A 13,417-nucleotide genomic window follows, 5' to 3' on the forward strand; every position below is an offset into this window, starting at 1 on the left:
CCGTTTATACCGAGTTACTGTTCACAATATAATCACTTGTCTGCCAGGTACTTATTACGAAATCCGGCGTGTACTCTCGTATGGTTCCGGGCAACGGTCCATTCGCAGACAGCAGAACCGTACAGGAGTCGAACGGCGGGTTCACCGTCTCGATCCCGAAGAAGATCGCACAGCGATACGGGATCGAACGCGGCGACGAGGTCTGGTGGGTCGACAATCCGGACGGGGAGACGCCGGAGTTCATCCCACCGGAACAGCTCTGAGCGTCGACTGCCGCACGGAACGCGTTTTTCGCCGGGGTGACCGACACTCACAGCGACTGCGCTCGCTCGTCGATCACCGTGTCGAACAGTTCGGCGACGGTCTCGACTGCGCGGGCATCACAGCCCTCGGGGTCGAGTGAGACGTGCAGTACGGCGTCGGTGAACGCGGTCGACTCCACGAGAATGTGGAGGAAGCGGAACGTCGTCTGGAGCGACGTGTCCGCGAGCACCTGCTCGAAACCGTCCACGAACACCAGCCGACTGTTCCGCACGTCGCCGCCCTCGCTCAAGGTCTCGCTCACTCTGATACCGATCTCGCCGAGGCTCCGTGGTCCCTCGGCGGAGACGGTCGTCGCCGACTCGCGGAGCGAATCGGGCAGCGCCGACAGGCCGGCGGAGACGTCGTCGTGGCCGGTGACGACGCCGAACCGGTCGATCCGCCCCGCGTACTCGGAGACGTCGGTCGCCCACCCGGTCGCCGTCGGATCGAACAGCACACCGAACAGGTCGATTCCGCCGGTCTCGGCGCTGAACGGGCCCGGGTCGGTCACGCCGGAGACCGGTCGTGCCGAGTCGGAAACCGAGAGCACCGACTCGCCCGACGACGACTCGTCGTCCGTCGTCATCCGGGCGCGTCCACCTCGTGTGGCGGTCGTGCCCGTCGCCGACACGGAGTGAGCGCTCGGGGGCGTGCGACGGGCGGGTGGGGTGGCCGGCAGCGTCCTGTCACAGCACGTTCGTCCTCGTGTGCTCGTTCGGGGCCGACCGCTTAGGCATTGTGGGAGAACACTGTCGAACCCGTCCTCGGCGGGAGAACGGACACTGGTATCTGACAAGCGGTCTCTCGTCGTGGAACCGCGGGAGTCAGCGAGTGTCGTCACCGTCTGCCCCGGTGGCGTCGGCAGACGCGGTCGTCTCGTGGGACTCGGTCGACTCGCCGGCCTCGGTCGTCTCGCCGGAGTCGCCGGGGTGGCCGGACGCCTCGGACCGACCGAACGCTCCGGACTCGTGGTCGATGAGCAACCGGACACCGGCCCTGATCGCCGCACTCCGGTTCGGATACCGGCCCTCCTCCACGAGTCGCTGTATCTCCTTCGAGGTACTTCGCGGGAGCCGAACCGTCTCGCGGTCCCGACAGCTCTCGTCGGGCGCGTCGGGGATGCCGGAGAGACTCATCGGTCACCGCCTCGTCGGGGCTGGTCCCGCCGGCCGGTCCCGGAGACGACTCGTTCGAGGACCGCGTCGCCAACCGCCACGTCGACCGGGCCGAGCGCGACCGCCCGGAGGTCTTCGTCGGTCACGTCCGCCTCTTGGGTCCAGTCTGCAGTCGTGTCTCGCCACGCGACGGTGCCGCTGTCGCCGACGACCGCCAGTCTGCCCGACGCCCCGTGGCTGGTCCCCGAGGCGTCCCGCCAAGCGAGTCCGCGAAGCGTCTCCTCTCCGACCGCCACCGGGGTCCAGTTCTCCCTTCCGGGGTCGTACCGGTAACAGAGCCCGTCGTCGCCAGCGACCCACAGTCGGTCGTCGCCGACGGCCACGTCGAAGAAGTCAACCTCGGCGTTCCGGACACCGATCTGCCGCCACTCGTCGGCGACGAAGCGGAAGACGTGTCCGCTCGTGTCGCAGGCGACACCGCCGAGTGGCCCGAGCGCGACCGCTGGGATCGTCGAGCCAGTGCCCGGTTTCACCGGGTCGTCCCAGATCGGTGCGCCCGACTCGCCCACGGTCGCAGAGAGGAGTTCACCGGAGCCGTTTGCGAGCAGGAGTCGCTCGCCCCCCGCCTCGCCGGCGACGGCGACCGCCTCCCACGTACTCGTCTTCTCCATCGGCGCGGTGTAGTCGTGCTTTCTGCCGGACGTGAGGTCGTAGCTCCCGATGGCTCCGCTCCCGCCGACGAACCAGACGCGTCGACCGCAGTCTGTCGCGGCGACGCCGGTCAGATCGTTGCCGGCGGCGGTCGGTCCGACACCGACCAGCGTCGTCCAACCCTCGCTTTCTCTGGCGACGACCGTGCCGTCTTCACCGACCGCGACCGCACCGGTCCGGGTCGCCGTCACGGCCACGAGGTCGGCGTCGGTCGGGAGCGACACACGCTCCCAGTCTGCCGCGTCGCGGGCCACGCGAGTCACGGCCACCGCCCCCGCGCCTGGTGCGCCTCGGCGAGTCGGCGGAGCGCGACACCGGTCGCGGCCGTGCGCCACGAACAGTCGTACGTCTCGGCAGTCTCGACGACCGACTCCCACGCCTCGGTGACGTCGGCGTCGAGTCGGTCGAGCACGCGCCCACGATCCCACGCTCGCCGATTTCGACCCTGCAGCCACTCGTAGTACGAGACCGTGACGCCGCCCGCGTTGGCGAGGACGTCGGGGACGACCCGGAGTCCGCGCTCGCGGAGTCGCTCGTCGCCGGCCGGCGTCGTCGGCCCGTTCGCCCCCTCGACGAGCAGGTCGGCCCGCACCGCCTCCGCGGTCTCGCTGTCGAGGACGCCGCCGACCGCCGCCGGGATCAGCACGTCCACGTCGAGTCCGAGCAGATCGGCGTTCGACAGGTGGGCCACCTCATCGGCCTCCGCCGCCTCACAGTCGGTGACGGCGTCGGGTCGCTCGCGGTACGAGGGAATTTCGTCGGTGTCGAGACCGGTCGGATCGTGGATCGCGCCGCCGGCGTCGGAGACCGCGACGACCGTCGCGCCCCAGTCGGAGAGCAGTCGGGCCGCGTTCGCCCCGACGCTCCCGTACCCCTGCACCGCGACGGTCTGCGTGGTCAGCGGGCGGCCGAGGGAGCGACACGCGGCGCGCGTCACGAGGGCGACGCTCCGACCCGGTGCCGAGGCGCGCCCCTCGACACCGCCGAGTGCCGGCGGTTTCCCGGTGACGACGCCGGGACTGGCGCGGCCGACGAGTTCGCCGTAGGTGTCCGCGACCCACGCCATCTCGCGGGCATCGGTACCGAGGTCGGGCGCGGGCACGTCCCGGTCGGGACCGACGACCGACGCGACGGCGGCGGTGTACCGCCGGACCAGTCGTTCCCGCTCGCCGACCGAGAGGTCGCCCGGATCGACCGCGACGCCGCCCTTCGCGCCGCCGAACGGCAGATCCAGCAGCGCACACTTCAGCGTCATCCAGCCCGCGAGCCCGGCACACTCGTCGGCCGAGACCGCCGGGTGGAAGCGGAGACCGCCCTTGCCAGGCCCGAGGGCGTCGTCGTGGCGGACGCGGTAGCCCCAGAGGTGGTCGACGGTGCCGTCGTCGCGCGTCAGCGGGAGCGTCACCTGGACGATTCTGTCGGGGTCGTGGAGTCTGTCGCGGACGGTGGGGTCGATGTCGAGCGTCTCGACCGCCCGGTCGATCTGTGTGCGGACGGCGGCGAGTGGATCGCTCACTGGGTCCCGCCCTCCGGGTTCGAATCGGTCGCTCCCCGTTCGGTCGGCCTCGCCTCGGTCGTCTCGACAGACGACCAGTCGTCGACACCGACACTCGCCCGCCAGCGGGACCGACTCGTCGCGTGGGCGGCGACCCGCACCGCGTCGAAGACGCGCTCGTCGGGTTCGCCCAGTTCCGCGAGCAGTCGGCGGTAGAACCGGACGGCGTAGTCACTCCCGAGTGCGACGGCCGCGCCGAGACCGGCGTAACGTCGGTCGGTCGCGTTCGGGCCACAGAGCGACACTCTGTCGTGTTCCCAGCGTCGCCGGAGTCCCGCCGGGTCGGTCGCCAGCAGTCGGTAGTGGCGCGGCAGGAAGCCGAGTGTCGACTCGATGTCGCCGAGTACCGGCGTCTCCTCGACCGTGCCGACCGTGAACAGCGGTACGTCGCCGGGCATCGTCCCGGCGGCGAGAGCCGCCAGTTCGGCCACGTCGGCGACCGTGCCGGAGAGTTCCACGAGTTGTTCGTCGGTCGCGTCGTGGTCGCCCCGGAGGCGGTCGGCGTACGCCGACACGTCGCCGTCGGTCGCCATCGTCGCCGAGGCGGAGAGCAGTAGGGCGCGGCACTCGCCGAGGTCGGTGTCGGAGAAGGTGCTCGCGGTGTCACCGCGCAGTCGACCGAGCAGCGAGGGTGCGTGGGCGGCCGCGCGGACCTCCCGCGCGAGGTTCGGGTAGTCGCCGTCGCCGGGGAGGACGGCCGCGTCGAGTGGGTCGACGAGCGACATCAGGGGGCCTCCTCGCCGGCCAGCAGGCACTCGGTCTCCCAGTGGTGGTGTGCCTTCAGGCGGAGGCGACCGGTCGTGGTCAGGCGGTAGGCGTTCGTGCGACCGTCGACCGGGCGTTTGTCGACGAAGCCGAGTTCGACCAACTCCGAGAGGTTCTGGTAGAGGCGACCGTGGTTGATGTCCTCGTCGTAGAACTCCTCCAGTTTGCGCTTCAGTTCGAGGCCGTGCGGTCGCTCGCCGGTCATCCGACAGATGGCGAGGAGCAAGTTGCGCTTGAAGCCGGTCAGACCGGTCAGCGGTTCTGGTTTGACGGGCGGTTCGCCGGGAGAGGTTCGACTGCGGATGTGGTCTCGTGCGTTCATAGGGAGTGGCGGCGAAGCCGCCGAGACCGCGACCGGGACCTGCACCCGGTTGTCGGCGTGGACCGAACGCGGCGGCGAGACGTGATCTGTCGCGGTGACCGACCGACGCGAGGCGGGTCGCCGGCTCAGGCGAACTCCATCTTGTGTTCGCGGTAGAGAACGAGTGTGAACAGCGCGAAGGGGAGCAGGCCGAGCACCGTCAGGCCGGTGGCGACCTGCAGGAGCGGCGGGATGCCGAGCGAGACGACGAAGTAGACGAGGACGAGGATGCCGGTCAGGATGAAGAAGACGACGCTGGCGATGGCGAGACCGAAGGAGAGCTGTCGGTACTTCCACGGGAGGTTCTCCGACCGGCGGAGCATCTGGATCAGGACCGCGACCGGCGGGATAGCGAGCGCGACGAGTTGGAGAATCGAGGTGGCGACGCTCTCGCTCACGCCGAGTCACCCCGGCCCGGCGTCGGGTCGCCGAGTGGTCGCGTCGCCAGTCCGTCGTCGTCGGTGTAACAGGGTCCGGAGCCGAACACCGCCGTCCGAGGGCTGACGGGAGTCGAGGGCTGTGCAGTCGTCGCAGAGTGTTGTCGTCGGGTCATAGCAACCGGCGGGGGACCGCCGAGACCGCGACCGGGGCTCGCACCCGGCTGTCGGCGTGGACCGAACGCGGGAGGGTGTGGTCGGTGCAGCACGGACCGGGTCGGAGGGACGGCGAGGGAGCGGACTCTCAGTCGGCGATGTCCTCGCGGAAGAGGACGACGACGAAGACGGCGAAGGGGGCGAGACCCAGCAAGAGCAGTCCACTCGCCCCCCGGAGGAGGAGTGGCGCTCCGAGCGCGGTGGAGAGAAATCGCAGGACTGCGAGGCCGGACGCGAGGTAGAAACAGACGGACGAGAGCGCCAGGCCGAAACAGAAGACGCGCCACGGGTCGCCGAGGTGCTCCGAGTTCCGGAGCATCTGGAGCAGGACCGCGACCGGCGGAATCGCCAGCGCGATCAACTGGAGCAGTGTCGCGGCGACGGCGGTGTCCACGACTACGACCCCCTGATCGACTGTAACACGTCCTCGCCGAAGCTCCAGACCGTCGCCGAGAGGACGGTCCCGAGGAAGACGAGTCGCATCCGGGGCGGAATCGCCGAGAGGTCGAGAGCGCCGAGTCCCGCCGCGAGTACGACCGCGACGAGCGTCAGGTGGAGGAAGCCGGCGAGGAGGTCGTTCGTCAACCAGTGGCGCATCTGCGTCGAGGTGGTGTCGTCGTCCTCGCCCTCGATGTCGTCGCTGGCCGCGACCGAGTCGTCGGTGTCGGACGACGACGCCGACTTCGCGGGCGCGCCGTCGGCAGAGCCGTCACAGCAGACGACGACGGTCTGTGCGTCGGAGACGGGTCCGACAGACTGGGCGTCCCTCGCGGTCGCGGACTGCGACCCGACGTCGCCGGTCGACCGCGATCCGGTCCCGGTCGCAGCGTCGTCGCTCACGCGCGACCTCCGTCGACCTGTGGGGCGGAGTAGCCCGGGATCAGTCGCCCACCCAGCGCGAGCAGGTCCGCCTCGTGCCGGATCAGCAGGGTGCCGAGCACGCTCATCACCAGCACGTAGCCGACCGCGAACTCCGGTACCAGCGACCCGAGTCGGTCGCCGGCCGCCGACCCCGCCAGTGCCGCGAGGACCAGCGAGAACTCGCCCCGAGCGACGAGACCGACGCCGACCCGGAAGGATCGCCGGGAGTCCAGTCCGTACAGCTTCCCGCCGAGGGTGCCGGAGACGAGTTTCGTCACAGTCGTCACGACCAGCGCGACCGCGAGGAAGCCCGCGACGCTCGACAGCGCGAGGAGGCTGGTCGTCGCGCCGACACCGAAGAAGAACAGCCCCGCGAACAGGTCTCGCGCCGGGTCGATGACGCGCTCGATGCGCTCGGCGTGGTCGGTCGGCCCGAGCGCGGCACCGACGAAGAACGCCGTCACGCCCTCGCTGACACCGAGCGTCAGGCCGACGCCCGCGAGGAGTGCCATCACGCCGAACACTCGGAGCAGAAAGAGTTCGTCCGAGTCGCTGGCGAAGAAGCGATCGAGCAGGTCGGTGCCGCGCCAGCCGACGACTGCGACAGCACCGAGAAGCAGGAACCCGCGGCCGACGCCGAGTGCGGCGTCGACCAGTCCGTCGCCGCCGAGCACGACCGACGAGAGGAACGTCAGGTAGACCGCGATCAGCAGGTCTTCGGCGACCAGCGTCCCGAGGATGGGTTCGCTCTCGGGTTCGACGATCCAGCCGCGTTCGATCAGCGACTTCGTGATGATCGCGCTGGAGGACATGTAGACGATGCCGGCGACGAACAGGGCTTCGAGGGTCGAGAAGCCGAACAGGATCGCCAGTCCGAAGCCGGCGGCGTAGTTCAGCAGGAAGTCGAGGGCGGAGCTGCCCAGGATGGCGCGGCGGTTCGACAGTAGTTCGCCGACGCTGACGTGGAGACCGAGAAAGAAGAGCAGGGCGACGACGCCGAGTTCGGCGAAGACGTCGATGTAGCCCGAGGGGTCCACGACCGCGAGTCGGATCGGACCGAGGTGTCGCGGGACGCTCGGCCCGAGGACGATGCCGGCGAGGATGTACGCCGGGATCACCGACTGCCCGAATCGCTTGGCGACGGCACCGGCGAGTGCGATGGCGGTGACGACGACGCCGACCGTCAACAGCGGCGGAAGCGGGCCGCCAGCGGCGGTCATCTGCCTCCCAGCAGGCGATCCAGTGCGGCCAGTTCGTCGCGGGTGCCGAGGGCGACGACGGTGTCGCCCGACTCGACGACGAACTCGGGGTCGGGACTCGGGACGGTCTCCCGGCCGCGCTGGACCGCGATGACGGTCGCGCCGGTCTCACGCCAGATCGTCGCGTCGCCGAGTTCGGTGTCGGCGAGCCGTGACTCCTCGTCGATGCGAACCCACTCGATGATCGCCTCGCCGAGTGGGACTTCCAGATCGTCCAGTTGGACTGGCTGGTAGTAGGTGCCGGCCAGAACGGAGCCGAGTTGGCGTGCCTCGCGGTCGGACAGCGAGGCGAGTCGTTCGTGCCGGTCGTCGCCGTCGCGGAACAGTTCGCGTTTCCCGTCGTGGTGGACGAGGGCGACGAGCGTCTCGGTGCCACAGTCGATCTCGAACTTCCGGCCGACGCCGGGGATGGTGGTCTCGTAGAGTGTCATGTGTGTCGTTGGATAGTGTCTGTCGTTGCTGTCGGTGTGGTCGTGGTCTGTCGTCGGTGTCGTCGGTGGCGTCGGTGTCCTCGGTGTCGTCGATGTCGTCGGTGTCGTCGGTGGCGTCGATGTCGTCGGTGTCGTCGGTGGCGTCGGTGGCGTCGGTACTCTGGCCTCGGCGGTGCTCTCGTTCAGAGTGGCACCAGCGCCGTGTGTGGCGCGAGGATCGGCAGTCGCGCGAGTGCTCGGACCGCTCCGGCGACGAGGAGCGTCGGGAGGTCGCCGAGTGCGGGAAGTGCGGGGAGCGCAGGCAGCGACTCCCCGACTGCCGACTGGAGGTCGGCGAGCGCGGTCGCCGGGTCACGGACCGACTCGGCCACTACCGGGACCCGCTCCCCGTGGTAGATCGCCCACCAGACGCCCCAGAGGTGGTCGAGCGGTGTCCACACCCCGAAGGCGTGAGAGACCGCGTCGTCGAGTGCGGCGAGACCGAGACCGACGACCGCGATCTGGAACCGCCGCCCGTAGCGCCAGGTGAGGAGTCCCCCGAGGATGGTGCCACAGACCCCAGCCAGCGCCATCGTCGCGCCGAAGACCGGGTAGTACTTCCAGACGTGTGCCCACGCGAACAGCGCGAGCAGAGCACTGGCCACGACGAGGACCGGTTCTTTCCGTGGGTGGAGGTCCCACTTGCGAGCCGCGAGAAACAGCATCGCGTACAGCGGGTAGAGGAAGTGGTGTGGGCCGAACAGTGCGCCGTCTGGGAGTGTCTCGGCGGGGAACATGGTGAGTGAAGGGAGGGCTGTTCGCCCGGCGGCGGGCGGTCGGGGCTGATCGCGGGCCGGTGGTCGGTGTGGGTTGCAGGTCGGTGGTCGGTAGGGGTCACAGATCGATGGTCGAAGCGGGTCGGGAAGCGATGCCGGCTCAGTCGTCGTCTACTTCCCGTGGTTCGAGCGCGGTCCACTCGCGGGTGTAGAGGTCGTGTCGCCGCAGATCCCACGGGTCGTCGCTCCTCACAGGATCGCCCCGCACTGCCGAGTAGCAGACGTTGAGGAGCCAGATCAACTGGGCGATGCCCAGCACCAGCGCACACACCGTGATCGTACCGTGGATCGGTGCGTACTCGGTCGGGTAGGTCGCGGTCCGGCGCGGGAGGCCGTCCGTGCCGAGCAGGAGCATCGTCCCGAAGGCGGCGGTCGTCGAGAGCGTCGAGAGCCAGAAGTGGAGTCGCGCCAGTCCGCGATGGTACCACCGGCCCGTGAACAGCGGGAACCAGTAGTAGCAGGCCGCGAAGGCCGCGAACACCGACATCCCGACGAGGACGAGGTGGAAGTGCCCGACGACGTAGTAGGTGCCGTGGAGGACGCGGTCCACCGGGATCGACGCGAGGAAGATCCCAGTGACGCCGCCGAGGACGAACTCGAAGACCGCCGCGACACAGAACAGCATCGGCACCCGCAGGCGGATCTTGCCGTTCCACATCGTGGCGATCCAGTTGAACGTCTTGACCGCCGAGGGGACCGCGATGGCCAGCGTCACGGCCATGAAGGACGCCTGCAACCGGGGGTCGATCCCGGTGGCGAACATGTGGTGTGCCCAGACGCCGAAGGAGAGTGCGCCGATGCCGAGCGTCGAGTAGACGACGTACCGGAAGCCGAACAGCCGCCGCCCGGCGAATCGCGGCAGGACGTAGCTGATCACGCCCATCGGCGGGAGCACGAGGATGTACACCTCCGGGTGGCCGAAGAACCAGAACAGGTGTTGGAACAGGATCGGCCCGCCGCCGTCGACCGTGAAGAAGGTCGTCCCGAGGTTCCGGTCCGCCAGCAGCATCAGCACCGAACTGCCGAGGATCGGGAACGCGAACATCACCAGGCCGCCGGTCGTGAGAAAGGTCCACGTCAGGATGTCGAGGTTCGCCCACGACACGTCCCGTTCTGCGACGACGGTCACGACGAAGTTGATCCCGGCCCCTATCGTCGAGACGCCCGAGAGGTGCAGACCGAGCAGCAGGAGATCGACTTCGGCGTTCGGCATCCGGATCGACAGCGGCGGGTAGAGCGTCCACCCGACTGCGGCCGGGTGGACGTTCGCCAGGCCGAGCACCTCGCCGAGCAGGCCCGCGCGGATGAGCGCGCCCGAGCAGACGAGCAACCAGAAGGCCATCGCGTTGAGGCGAGGGAAGGCCATGTCGTCCGCCCCGACCAACAGGGGGAGCAGGTAGTTCCCGAGGCCGAACAGGACCGGCGTGGCGAACAGGAACAGCATCGTCAGGCCGTGCGTCGTGAACAGCGCGTTGTACGTCTCCCGACCCCAGATATCCGCACCGGGCGTCACCAGCGCGGTCCGGAGCATCATCGCGTCGAGCGCCCCCAGCAGGCCGGCCGCAGTGCCGAAAGCGAGGTACAGCAGGCCGATGTCTCTGTGGTCGAGCGTCGTCAGCCAGCGCGTCAGGCCGTCGGGTTTGTCCGCGCCCGCGTCCCCCGCCACGGTCGCCAGCACCTTCCGGATTCGGCGCTTCAGCAGGCCGACGAAGGTCCGGTGGAGGCGGTCGCGCTCGTCCGCCACGGATCACTCTGCCTCCCGCCCGAGTCGGACGAACTGGAGGAACTGGTACGCCCCGAACAGGCCGACGAGCGTGGCGGTTCCGAAGGCGACCTCGGGTGCGATGCCGTACAGCAGGCCGCCGACGACGCCGCCCGGCACGGCGGCGAGGTTCCGGGTGAGCCGACAGGACTCGACCACGCGGTCCGCGCCGTCGCCCTCCACGAGTTCGTCGAACAGCGCGGCACGCGCCGGCACGCCGGCGAACCGGACGCCGAACAGCGCGAACAGGATCGCCAGCACCGCCGGGTGTGAGGGCGCACCGATCAGCAGGAGCGGGAACAGCGCCGCCGAGAGGACCGCGCCCGCGATCACGGTTCGCGGGTCTGCCCACGCCGCGATACGCGTGCCGGCGACGACTGCTCCCAACCCTGCCACGGTCTCGACTGCGACGAGGAGACCGAAGAACGCCACCGGCGGGAGTTCGGTGCCGGCGACCGTGACGCCGACCGCGTGGTACTCGGTCACGACCACGATCAGGAAGACGTGGACCATCCCCTCGGCGAACGTGACGGCGGTGTTGCCGGCCAGCACCGTCCACAGTTCGTCGTTCAGCGCCGACAGCGACCCCCGGAGCGTGTCGAACGTGGGGAACTCTCGGCTGGCAGTCGGAAGGCCGGGGCGAGACACGCCGCGACCGAGGACCGCGAACGCCCCGACAGCGGTGAAGCCGACCGCGCCGGTCACCGCCGCGAGTACCTGAAACGCCGAGAGGTAGACCGCGACCGAGGCGAAGAGTAGGGTCGTCGGCGCGAGCAGGCCGAGGAAGCCGAGCAGTCGGAGCGTCGTCGTCCCGGTCAGCACGGCGGTCGTCGAGTCGGACGCGACGTCGGGCGGGTCGCTCGTCGTCACGTCGCCGAGTCCGACGTGGAGACCCGGTCCGTGGGTACCCCACAGCAGGACGAGTCCGGTGCCGACCGCGACCGCGACCCACGCCGGGACCGGAAACACGTCGCCGATCTGTGGGGCGACCAGCCACAGCAGGGTGCCGGACGCCGAGAGCACGCCGACCGCGACCAGCAGGCGATGCGGAGTTACGGCGTCCGCGACTGCGACCCGGACACGCTCGCCGAGTCCGTCGTGGAGGTGGTCGAGTCTGTCGGCGAGTTCGTCGAGTCGGTTGAGTCTGCCGAATCCACCGGGGACCCTTCGCCGGTCGCCGCCAGCGAGGTACGGGTAGACGGTCCGGCACAGCAAGACGAAACTCGCGTACAGCCCGATCGTCTCGGCCGACGCGCCCAGTCGATTCAGGTACTCGGGCACGAACCGGGCGACGACCTGCACCGCGAGCGAGAAGGCGAGTGTCGCGCCCGCGAGGACGAACACGCCGGGGTCGATGCCGAGAAACGCTCGCGGCGAGGTCGGCCACGCTGTCTCGGCTTTGGTCCCGGTCTCTGGCTCGCCCACTGCTCAGTCCTCCCCGCCCTCCGAGGACGTGGTGGTGTCTACGCTCCTCGGCGCGAAGTCGTCGGTCTCCTCCTCGTCGTTCACGGCTTCCTGTGCCGTGGCGACCGCCGACCCGACCGCACCGGCGACCGTCACGAGCGCCTCGATCACGGTCGCAAGCGCGGTGGCCAGCGTCTTCGATGCCGACGCGAGCACGCCGTACGTCCGTTCGAGTTTCCAGTAGACCGTCCCGAGGACACCGATCACCGTGAGCACTGCATCGCCGACGGTGTCGGTCCCGTAGGCAGTCGTCACCTGGAGCAGGAAGACCGGCGTGGCGAGGAGGTTCCCGACGAGGGTGTACCCTTCCGGGGCCGTCCCGCCGGCCTGTCCCTGCGCGGGTATCAACTGGAGGAAGTCGAAGACGTAGTGGACCGTGACGCCCGCGACGATAGCGGCGGCGGCCATCGAGAGGAACAGGACGGCGGCCATCCGCGACCCGTAGTAACGCCGGTAGGCGTTGACGATGGGCGGGATGATCAGGTCCGCGAAGATGAAGGTGAGCACCGATCCGAAGGCGATGCCGTTCGACCAGAGGATCAGCGCGAAGGGGACGTTCCCGACCGAGCAGATGAACGTCACGACGCCGATGACGACCGCGATGACCGCGCTCGTCAGGACGAACAGGAAGCCGTCGCCGGTGCCGAACAGCGTCGCCCACCACGCGCGGGGGACGAACGCACCGATCAGGCCGGCGATCAGGAAGCCGAGGGCGATGTCCTCCCAGAGCATGTCCCACTCGCGGACGGCGTTCGCGGAGACGCGCTTCCAGCCCTCGGTCGAGAGCATCTCGGGGCCGTCGTCGGCGTCGAGGTCTGCGTCGTTCTTGTTCGCCCACGCCGATTGACAGCCGGCACAGCAGAAGTACACCGACTCGCCGTCGTGGGTCGTCTCGACGGTGTCGTCGTCTGCCGGTTCCGCCGTCATCCCACAGAGCGCGCAGGTCGATTCTTCGAGCGCGAGAACGTGTTCGTACGCCTCGTCCCACCACGCTTGGGGGACGCGCCGGAAGACGACGACGAGGACGCCGACCGCGATCAGGCCGCCGAAGAAGTCGGCGGCGACGAACTGCCAGCCGAGGAGAATCCACATCACGAGCCCTAGTTCGACGACGAGGTCGGTCGCCGCGAACTGGAAGGCCGCGAGCGAGGAGACCGGCGAGGCGCCCTTCTTGTAGAGCGTCTTCGCGGTGGCGACCGCCGAGAAGGAACACGAGGAGGTCGCCGCGCCGAACGCGGTGCCGAGTCCGACTTCCCTCCAGCCGTCGTCGCCGAGGTATTTCGTCATCCCTTCCTCGGTCGTGAACTCCTCGACCGCGCCGGTGATGGTGAAGCCGAGGACGAGTGCCCACCACGTCTCCCACGCCATGTCGAGGGCGAGACCGATGCCTGCCAGAATGGTTTCGACGAGAGCCATCCGAGT

The 13,417-nt window shown here is 69.3% G+C and carries 17 protein-coding genes; 1 reads left to right on the plus strand and 16 read right to left on the minus strand.

The features are described 5' to 3' along the window. The first annotated feature begins 80 nt into the window (after nt 1–80). Nucleotides 81–263, plus strand: a complete 183-nt coding sequence (locus tag LI337_RS04825; RefSeq protein WP_227228582.1) for an AbrB/MazE/SpoVT family DNA-binding domain-containing protein — start codon at nt 81–83, stop codon at nt 261–263. A 47-nt stretch (nt 264–310) separates the two neighbouring features. Here the strand turns inward: LI337_RS04825 and LI337_RS04830 are convergent, their stop codons facing one another. The 16 genes from LI337_RS04830 to LI337_RS04905 form a co-directional block, all read right to left on the minus strand. Next, nucleotides 311–889: a DUF835 domain-containing protein gene (locus tag LI337_RS04830; protein ID WP_227228583.1), complete on the minus strand. Its 579-nt coding sequence runs from the start codon at nt 887–889 to the stop codon at nt 311–313. 238 nt (nt 890–1,127) lie between these two features. Next, nucleotides 1,128–1,439, minus strand: coding sequence for a ribbon-helix-helix domain-containing protein (locus LI337_RS04835; RefSeq protein ID WP_227228584.1), 312 nt, complete (start codon nt 1,437–1,439; stop codon nt 1,128–1,130). After that, nucleotides 1,436–2,392 (minus strand): hypothetical protein, encoded by a 957-nt coding sequence (locus LI337_RS04840; protein ID WP_227228585.1) that lies wholly within the window; start codon nt 2,390–2,392, stop codon nt 1,436–1,438. The genes LI337_RS04835 and LI337_RS04840 overlap by 4 nt, the downstream gene beginning before the upstream one ends. Beyond that, nucleotides 2,389–3,645 carry a Glu/Leu/Phe/Val family dehydrogenase gene (locus LI337_RS04845; RefSeq protein WP_227228586.1) on the minus strand — a complete coding sequence of 419 codons (1,257 nt, stop codon included), beginning with the start codon at nt 3,643–3,645 and terminating at the stop codon, nt 2,389–2,391. The genes LI337_RS04840 and LI337_RS04845 overlap by 4 nt, the downstream gene beginning before the upstream one ends. Continuing rightward, the gene (locus LI337_RS04850; protein WP_227228587.1) at nt 3,642–4,409 is read right to left on the minus strand and encodes a hypothetical protein; all 768 of its coding nucleotides are present in this window, start codon (nt 4,407–4,409) and stop codon (nt 3,642–3,644) included. Before LI337_RS04850 ends, LI337_RS04845 begins: the two co-directional genes overlap by 4 nt. Further along, nucleotides 4,409–4,771, minus strand: coding sequence for a helix-turn-helix transcriptional regulator (locus LI337_RS04855; protein ID WP_345777728.1), 363 nt, complete (start codon nt 4,769–4,771; stop codon nt 4,409–4,411). The genes LI337_RS04850 and LI337_RS04855 overlap by 1 nt, the downstream gene beginning before the upstream one ends. Before the next feature lie 125 nt (nt 4,772–4,896). Then, entirely contained in the window at nt 4,897–5,208 is a 312-nt protein-coding gene (locus tag LI337_RS04860; protein WP_227228588.1) for a hypothetical protein, read from the minus strand. Further along, nucleotides 5,205–5,363: a hypothetical protein gene (locus LI337_RS04865; RefSeq protein ID WP_227228589.1), complete on the minus strand. Its 159-nt coding sequence runs from the start codon at nt 5,361–5,363 to the stop codon at nt 5,205–5,207. Before LI337_RS04865 ends, LI337_RS04860 begins: the two co-directional genes overlap by 4 nt. A gap of 128 nt (nt 5,364–5,491) precedes the next feature. Beyond that, nucleotides 5,492–5,797 (minus strand): hypothetical protein, encoded by a 306-nt coding sequence (locus tag LI337_RS04870; RefSeq protein WP_227228590.1) that lies wholly within the window; start codon nt 5,795–5,797, stop codon nt 5,492–5,494. Nucleotides 5,798–5,799: 2 nt separating this feature from the next. Beyond that, nucleotides 5,800–6,243 (minus strand): hypothetical protein, encoded by a 444-nt coding sequence (locus tag LI337_RS04875; protein ID WP_227228591.1) that lies wholly within the window; start codon nt 6,241–6,243, stop codon nt 5,800–5,802. Beyond that, nucleotides 6,240–7,484, minus strand: coding sequence for a cation:proton antiporter (locus tag LI337_RS04880; RefSeq protein ID WP_227228592.1), 1,245 nt, complete (start codon nt 7,482–7,484; stop codon nt 6,240–6,242). The genes LI337_RS04875 and LI337_RS04880 overlap by 4 nt, the downstream gene beginning before the upstream one ends. Next, complete coding sequence (locus tag LI337_RS04885) at nt 7,481–7,954, minus strand: cation:proton antiporter regulatory subunit (RefSeq protein WP_227228593.1); 474 nt, start codon at nt 7,952–7,954, stop codon at nt 7,481–7,483. Before LI337_RS04885 ends, LI337_RS04880 begins: the two co-directional genes overlap by 4 nt. A gap of 182 nt (nt 7,955–8,136) precedes the next feature. After that, nucleotides 8,137–8,730: a hypothetical protein gene (locus tag LI337_RS04890; RefSeq protein WP_227228594.1), complete on the minus strand. Its 594-nt coding sequence runs from the start codon at nt 8,728–8,730 to the stop codon at nt 8,137–8,139. Nucleotides 8,731–8,869: 139 nt separating this feature from the next. Beyond that, complete coding sequence (locus tag LI337_RS04895) at nt 8,870–10,513, minus strand: cbb3-type cytochrome c oxidase subunit I (protein WP_380699242.1); 1,644 nt, start codon at nt 10,511–10,513, stop codon at nt 8,870–8,872. 3 nt (nt 10,514–10,516) lie between these two features. Then, on the minus strand, nt 10,517–11,956 hold the full coding sequence (locus LI337_RS04900) for an MFS transporter (protein ID WP_227228595.1): 1,440 nt from the start codon (nt 11,954–11,956) through the stop codon (nt 10,517–10,519). Between the two features lie 3 nt (nt 11,957–11,959). Next, nucleotides 11,960–13,411: a permease gene (locus LI337_RS04905; protein WP_227228596.1), complete on the minus strand. Its 1,452-nt coding sequence runs from the start codon at nt 13,409–13,411 to the stop codon at nt 11,960–11,962. Nucleotides 13,412–13,417 lie beyond the last annotated feature (6 nt).

Source organism: Salinirubrum litoreum, from assembly GCF_020567425.1.
Classification (GTDB): Archaea; Halobacteriota; Halobacteria; order Halobacteriales; family Haloferacaceae; genus Salinirubrum; species Salinirubrum litoreum.

Bases quoted from the DNA above. Each gene is read 5' to 3' on its own strand.
- LI337_RS04865 (WP_227228589.1), bottom strand. From the start codon at position 5,363: ATGACCCGACGACAACACTCTGCGACGACTGCACAGCCCTCGACTCCC.
- LI337_RS04885 (WP_227228593.1), bottom strand. From the start codon at position 7,954: ATGACACTCTACGAGACCACCATCCCCGGCGTCGGCCGGAAGTTCGAG.
- LI337_RS04905 (WP_227228596.1), bottom strand. From the start codon at position 13,411: ATGGCTCTCGTCGAAACCATTCTGGCAGGCATCGGTCTCGCCCTCGAC.
- LI337_RS04835 (WP_227228584.1), bottom strand. From the start codon at position 1,439: ATGAGTCTCTCCGGCATCCCCGACGCGCCCGACGAGAGCTGTCGGGAC.
- LI337_RS04855 (WP_345777728.1), bottom strand. From the start codon at position 4,771: ATGAACGCACGAGACCACATCCGCAGTCGAACCTCTCCCGGCGAACCG.
- LI337_RS04830 (WP_227228583.1), bottom strand. From the start codon at position 889: ATGACGACGGACGACGAGTCGTCGTCGGGCGAGTCGGTGCTCTCGGTT.
- LI337_RS04880 (WP_227228592.1), bottom strand. From the start codon at position 7,484: ATGACCGCCGCTGGCGGCCCGCTTCCGCCGCTGTTGACGGTCGGCGTC.
- LI337_RS04825 (WP_227228582.1), top strand. From the start codon at position 81: ATGGTTCCGGGCAACGGTCCATTCGCAGACAGCAGAACCGTACAGGAG.
- LI337_RS04850 (WP_227228587.1), bottom strand. From the start codon at position 4,409: ATGTCGCTCGTCGACCCACTCGACGCGGCCGTCCTCCCCGGCGACGGC.
- LI337_RS04890 (WP_227228594.1), bottom strand. From the start codon at position 8,730: ATGTTCCCCGCCGAGACACTCCCAGACGGCGCACTGTTCGGCCCACAC.